The sequence below is a fragment of the Streptomyces sp. NPDC001157 genome, assembly GCF_053598255.1.
The window spans coordinates 1-6,409 of the sequence record NZ_JBSFJW010000079.1; the positions used below are offsets into that span (position 1 = coordinate 1).

Here is a 6,409-nt window from a genome sequence, read left to right on the forward strand (position 1 = left end):
GAGGAATACCTCGACTCGGAGAAGTACCAGCTGCGCCCACGCGACTGGGAGACGGCCGAACGCGAAGGCCGCACCATCACCCCCCTCATCACCCGGCTCAACACCATCCGGCGCTCGAACCCTGCCCTGCGTCAGCTGCGCGACCTCCACTTCCATCACGCGGACAAGGACGCGGTGATCGCGTACTCGAAGCGGAGCGGCTCGAACACTGTTCTGGTGGTCGCCAACCTCGACCCGCACCACACCCAGGAGGCCACGGTCTCGTTGGACATGCCGCAACTCGGCCTGGAATGGCACGAGTCGGTGCCGGTGCGCGACGAGCTCACCGGCGAGACCTATCACTGGGGCAGGGCCAACTATGTGCGCCTTAGGCCAGGCGGGGCACACGTCCTTGTTGTCGGCTGGGGGTCCGGGGGTCAGCCCCCGGGTGAGCACAGCACCGTCCTGCGACCGTCCACCCCGCAGATCGGAGGGTCACCCACAACATGATCGTCAACGAACCGGTTCCGGACACTTTCGAGGACACCCCTGCCAAGGACCGGGACCCGGATTGGTTCAAGCGTGCGGTCTTCTACGAGGTCCTCGTCCGCTCCTTCCAGGACAGCAACGGCGACGGAGTCGGCGACCTCAAGGGCATCACCGCCAAACTCGACTATCTGCAGTGGCTGGGGGTCGACTGCCTGTGGCTGCCGCCCTTCTTCAAGTCACCGCTCCGCGACGGCGGTTACGACGTCTCGGACTACACGGCCGTCCTCCCGGAGTTCGGTGACCTCGCCGACTTCGTCGAGTTCGTCGACGCCGCCCACCAGCGCGGCATGCGCGTGATCATCGACTTCGTCATGAACCACACCAGCGACCAGCACCCGTGGTTCCAGGAGTCGCGGAGGGACCCCGACGGCCCGTACGGCGACTACTACGTCTGGGCCGAGGACGACAAGCAGTTCCCGGAAGCGCGGATCATCTTCGTCGACACCGAGGCCTCCAACTGGACCTTCGACCCGGTCCGCAAGCAGTACTACTGGCACCGCTTCTTCTCCCACCAGCCGGACCTCAACTACGAGAACCCGGCAGTCCAGGAGGAGATGATCTCCGCCCTGCGCTTCTGGCTGGACCTGGGCATCGACGGCTTCCGCCTGGACGCGGTGCCGTACCTCTACCAGCAGGAGGGCACCAACTGCGAGAACCTGCCCGCCACCCATGAGTTCCTCAAACGGGTGCGCAAGGAGATAGACGCGCACTACCCGGACACGGTCCTGCTGGCGGAGGCCAACCAGTGGCCGGAGGACGTGGTCGACTACTTCGGCGATTTCCGAAGTGGCGGCGACGAATGCCACATGGCATTCCACTTCCCCGTCATGCCACGCATCTTCATGGCGGTACGGCGGGAATCCCGCTACCCCGTCTCGGAAATCCTCGCCAAGACCCCGGCCATCCCCGCGGGCTGCCAGTGGGGCATCTTCCTGCGCAACCACGACGAGCTGACCCTGGAAATGGTCACCGACGAGGAACGCGACTACATGTGGGCGGAATACGCGAAGGACCCGCGTATGCGCGCCAACATCGGGATCAGGCGGCGGCTCGCGCCGTTGCTGGACAACGACCGCAACCAGATCGAGCTGTTCACCGCCCTGCTGCTGTCGCTCCCGGGCTCGCCGATCCTCTACTACGGCGACGAGATCGGCATGGGCGACAACATCTGGCTCGGCGACCGCGACGCCGTACGCACCCCGATGCAGTGGACACCGGATCGCAACGCAGGTTTTTCGTCCTGTGACCCCGGGCGGCTGTTCCTGCCGACCATCATGGACCCGGTCTACGGCTACCAGGTCACCAACGTCGAGGCGTCGATGTCGTCGCCCTCGTCGCTGCTGCACTGGACCCGCCGCATGATCGAGATCCGCAAGCAGAACCCGGCCTTCGGACTCGGGTCCTACACGGAACTCCAGTCCTCCAACCCGGCGGTGCTGGCCTTCCTGCGGGAGTACGAGGACGATCTCGTGCTGTGCGTGCACAACTTCTCGCGGTTCGCGCAGCCGACGGAGCTGGATCTGCGGATCTTCAACGGGCGTCACCCGGTCGAACTGTTCGGCGGGGTGCGCTTCCCGGCCATCGGCGAGCTGCCGTACCTGCTGACACTGGCGGGGCACGGCTTCTACTGGTTCCGGCTGCGCAAGGACCCCGCGTAGCGCCGCGCAGCGCCTCGCAGAACCCGGGGTGGGGCGGTTTCCCCTGTCCCACCCGGGGCACGCATCAGTAACACCCCGCCCACCCGGGGAAAGGAATGTGACACCATGGCGGAAACTGTCACACTTTCCGGCAAGACAAGTCCTGGCCTGCTCGCGTCCCTGGATCCCCTGCTGCGGGAATGGCTGCCTCGGCAGCGCTGGTTCGCCGGCAAGGGACGGCCGGTCACCGGGTTCTCGCTGGTCGCGGCCACCGAACTGTTGCCGGCCGACGGCAGGCTGGGCCTGTTCCACCTGCTGGTGCGCGCCCATCAGCCGCTCACGCTCGGCGCCGAGGCCCACCCCGGCGACTGCTACCAGCTGCTGATAGGCGTGCGCGAGGCGCTGCCACCCCGGCTGGCGCCCGCGCTGATCGGACACGTGGATCAGGGCCCCCTTGCAGGACGGACGGTGTACGACGCCCTGTACGACTCCCGGCCGGCCGAGGTCCTCCTGGAAGCGCTGCGCACCCAGGCCCATATCGGCGGGCTGCGCTTCGACCGGGAGCCCGGCCAGGAGATCCGCACCGGACTCGTCCCACGCCTCATGACCGCCGAGCAGTCGAACTCGTCGGTCGTCTACGGAGATACGTTCATCCTCAAGCTGCTGCGCCGGGTCCTCCCCGGTGTCAACCCCGACCTGGAACTGCCGCTGGCGCTCGCCCGCGAGGGCTGCCCCCGGGTGCCGGCGCCCACGGCGTGGCTGCGGGCGGAGCTGGCCGGGGAGCCGTACGTACTCGGCGTGCTCCAGCCGTTTCTGCAGGGTGCGACGGACGGCTGGGAGCTGGCGCTGCGCGAGCTGGCCAAGGGCGAGGACTTCGGTGCGGAGGCACGGGCGCTGGGCCGCGCCACGGCCGAGGTGCACACGGCGCTCGCCCACGCGCTGCCGACCGTCACCCTGGGCCACACCCAGCTGCAACTGCTGGCCGACGGCATGATCGAGCGCCTCGACGTCGCCGCACAGGCGGTGCCCGCGCTACGGCCGTACGCCCCCGCCCTGCACTCCGCGTTCACCGCGCTCGCCGACCTGGCCGCGGAGGGCCGTACCTGGACCGCGCAGCGCATCCACGGCGACCTGCACCTCGGGCAGTGTCTGCGCTCGCCGGCCGGTCAGTGGTGGCTGATCGACTTCGAGGGCGAGCCGTCCAAACCACTGGCCGAACGCCGCATGCCACAGCCGCCGGCCCGGGACATCGCGGGCATGCTGCGGTCCTTCGACTACGCGGCCCACTCCGCCGCTCCCCAGGCAGAGGGCTGGGCAGACGCGTGCCGAGCCGCCTACTGTTCCGGATACGCCGAGGTCAGCGGTCGGGATCCACGTACGGACCCGGTACTGCTGCGCGCCTGTGAAACGGACAAGGCGATCTACGAAGTCGTCTACGAGGCGCGTCACCGCCCCGACTGGCTGCCCGTTCCCATGGCGGCGATAGAGCGTTACGCCGCATCCGACCCCCACTGACCCGACCCCACCTCACCTTCGCCGAGGAGGCGCCGCCCGTGACCCCCCGCCCCACGCCCAGCGGTTCGGATCCGAAGAAGAAGGCCGCGAAGGCCGCGGAGAAGGCGACCGAGCCCAAGAAATCGGTGAAGAAGGCGGCGGCGAAGACCACCGCCAAGAAGGCAGCCACGAAAAAGGCGGTCGCGGCGAAGACCACGGCGGCCAAGACAACGGCGAAGAAGAGCCCGGCGAAGAAGACGACCGCGAAGAAGACGACCGCGAAGAAGGCAACCGCCAAGCAGACAACCACCATCCAGACGACCGCAAAGACGACGGCCAAGAAAGCGACCCCCGCCAAGTCACCCGCCAAAAAGATCGTCACCGCCGCGAAGAAGGTCACCGCACCCGTTCCCGTCGCGTCGCCGGAGGTGTCCGTCGGTGACCGCGAGCGGCTGCTCGCCGGTACTCATCACGATCCGCACACGGTGCTGGGCGCCCACCTGGTCCCCGGCGGGGTCGCCTTCCGGGTCTTCCGGCCGTACGCGCTGTCCGTGACCGTCGTCGCCGCGGACCTGCGGGCCGAGCTGCACGACGACGGGGACGGGTTCTTCTCCGCCCTGGTGTCACTGACCGACGTCCCCGAGTACCGGCTGCTGGTGCGGTACGAGGGGACGGACCTGGAGACCGAGGACGCGTACCGCTTCCTGCCCACGCTGGGCGAGCTCGACCTGCATCTGATCGGGGAAGGGCGGCACGAGTATCTGTGGCAGGTGCTCGGCGCGCATCCGATGACGCACCAGGGCGTGGCCGGCACCCGCTTCTCCGTGTGGGCGCCGAACGCGCGCGGTGTGCACGTGGCCGGCACCTTCAACTTCTGGGACGGCACCGGCCATCCGATGCGCTCGCTCGGCTCCTCCGGTGTCTGGGAGCTGTTCGCGCCGGGGATCGGCGAGGGCGAGCTGTACAAGTTCGAGATCACCCGGCCCGACGGTTCGAAGACCCTGCGCGCCGACCCGCTCGCCCGCCGCACGGAGGCCCCGCCGAACACGTCGTCGATCGTCACCGCCTCCCACCACGAGTGGCAGGACGCGCAGTGGCTGGAGCAGCGTGCGAACGTGCCCGCGCACGAGGCCCCGTTCTCGGTCTACGAGGTCCACCTCCCGTCCTGGCGCCCGGGCCTGACATACCGTCAACTGGCGGAACAGCTCCCCGCATACGTCAAGGACCTGGGCTTCACCCACGTCGAACTGATGCCGATCGCCGAGCACCCCTTCGGAGGGTCCTGGGGCTACCAGGTCACCGGCTTCTACGCCCCCACGGCCCGCCTGGGCACCCCCGACGACTTCAAGTACCTGGTCGACGCGCTGCACCAGGCGGGCATCGGCGTCCTGATGGACTGGGTGCCTGCGCACTTCCCGCGCGACGACTGGGCCCTGGCGGAATTCGACGGCCGCCCGCTCTACGAGCACGAGGACCCGCTCCGCGCCGCACACCCCGACTGGGGCACCCTGGAGTTCGACTACGGCCGCCGAGAGGTGCGCAACTTCCTTGTGGCGAACGCCATTTACTGGTGCGAGGAGTTCCACATCGACGGCCTGCGCGTCGACGCGGTCGCCTCCATGCTCTATCTCGACTACTCGCGCGAGCCCGGCCAGTGGGTCCCGAACGAGCACGGTGGACGGGAGAACCTGGACGCGGTGGCGTTCCTGCAGGAGATGAACGCGACGGTGTACCGGCGGGTGCCGGGCGTGGTCACGATCGCCGAGGAGTCCACGGCCTGGGACGGCGTCACCCGGGCCACGCACCACCGGGGCCCGGGCGGCTTCGGCGGGCTGGGATTCGGCCTGAAATGGAACATGGGCTGGATGCACGACTCCCTCGACTACATCAGCCACGAGCCGATCCACCGCAAGTACCACCACAACGAGATGACCTTCTCGATGGTGTACGCGTACAGCGAGAACTACGTCCTGCCCATCTCGCACGACGAGGTGGTCCACGGCAAACGCTCACTGGTCTCGAAGATGCCGGGCGACTGGTGGCAGCAGCGCGCCAACCTCCGGGCCTATCTGGCCTTCATGTGGGCCCACCCCGGCAAGCAGCTCCTCTTCATGGGGCAGGAGTTCGCGCAGGGCGCGGAGTGGTCGGAGGCGCACGGCCCGGACTGGTGGCTGCTGGATCCGGCGTACGGGGCCGAGGCCGACCACCGCGGGGTCCGCGACCTGGTCCGCGACCTCAACATCGTCTACCGCCACACGCCCGCCCTGTGGCAGCAGGACACCGATCCGTCCGGCTTCCAGTGGATCGTCGGCGACGCGGCCGAGGACAACGTCTTCGCGTTCCTGCGCCTCGCCGCCGACGGCACCCCGCTCCTGGCGGTCTCGAACTTCTCCCCCGTGGTCCGCCACGACTACCGTCTGGGCGTCCCCGACGACGTCCCTGCCTGGCACGAGTCCCTGAACACGGACATCGCAAAGTACGGCGGCAGCGACGTCACCAACCCCGACATCATCAAACCGGAACCCCACCCCCACCAGGGCCGCCCGGCCAGCATCAGGCTGACCCTGCCACCCCTGGCAACGGTCTGGCTCCGCCCGGCCTAGTTTTCCTCGCCCCCGCCGCCCCTTCCCATTCCCGACCCTGGGGGCTGCGCCCCCAGACCCCCGATCGGCCTGAACGGCCTCGTCCTCAAACGCCGGACGGGCTGAAAAAATCAGCCCCTCCGGCGGTTGAGGAGCGGGGGTCCGGGG

At 68.6% G+C, this 6,409-nt stretch carries 3 protein-coding genes and 1 pseudogene; all 4 read left to right on the forward strand.

Annotation, left to right across the window (positions count from 1 at the left end; genetic code table 11):
• A pseudogene (locus ACWDAG_RS47530) lies at nucleotides 1-489 on the forward strand (alpha-1,4-glucan--maltose-1-phosphate maltosyltransferase); the annotation flags it as partial.
• Complete coding sequence (gene treS / locus ACWDAG_RS47535) at nucleotides 486-2,186, forward strand: maltose alpha-D-glucosyltransferase (RefSeq protein WP_450701832.1); 1,701 nt, start codon at nucleotides 486-488, stop codon at nucleotides 2,184-2,186. The pseudogene ACWDAG_RS47530 and the gene treS, both read left to right, overlap by 4 nt.
• A 105-nt stretch (nucleotides 2,187-2,291) precedes the next feature.
• Nucleotides 2,292-3,680: a maltokinase N-terminal cap-like domain-containing protein gene (locus ACWDAG_RS47540; RefSeq protein ID WP_450701833.1), complete on the forward strand. Its 1,389-nt coding sequence runs from the start codon at nucleotides 2,292-2,294 to the stop codon at nucleotides 3,678-3,680.
• A 38-nt stretch (nucleotides 3,681-3,718) separates the two neighbouring features.
• Complete coding sequence (glgB, locus tag ACWDAG_RS47545; RefSeq protein WP_450701834.1) at nucleotides 3,719-6,262, forward strand: 1,4-alpha-glucan branching enzyme; 2,544 nt, start codon at nucleotides 3,719-3,721, stop codon at nucleotides 6,260-6,262.
• The last annotated feature ends 147 nt before the right edge of the window (nucleotides 6,263-6,409 follow it).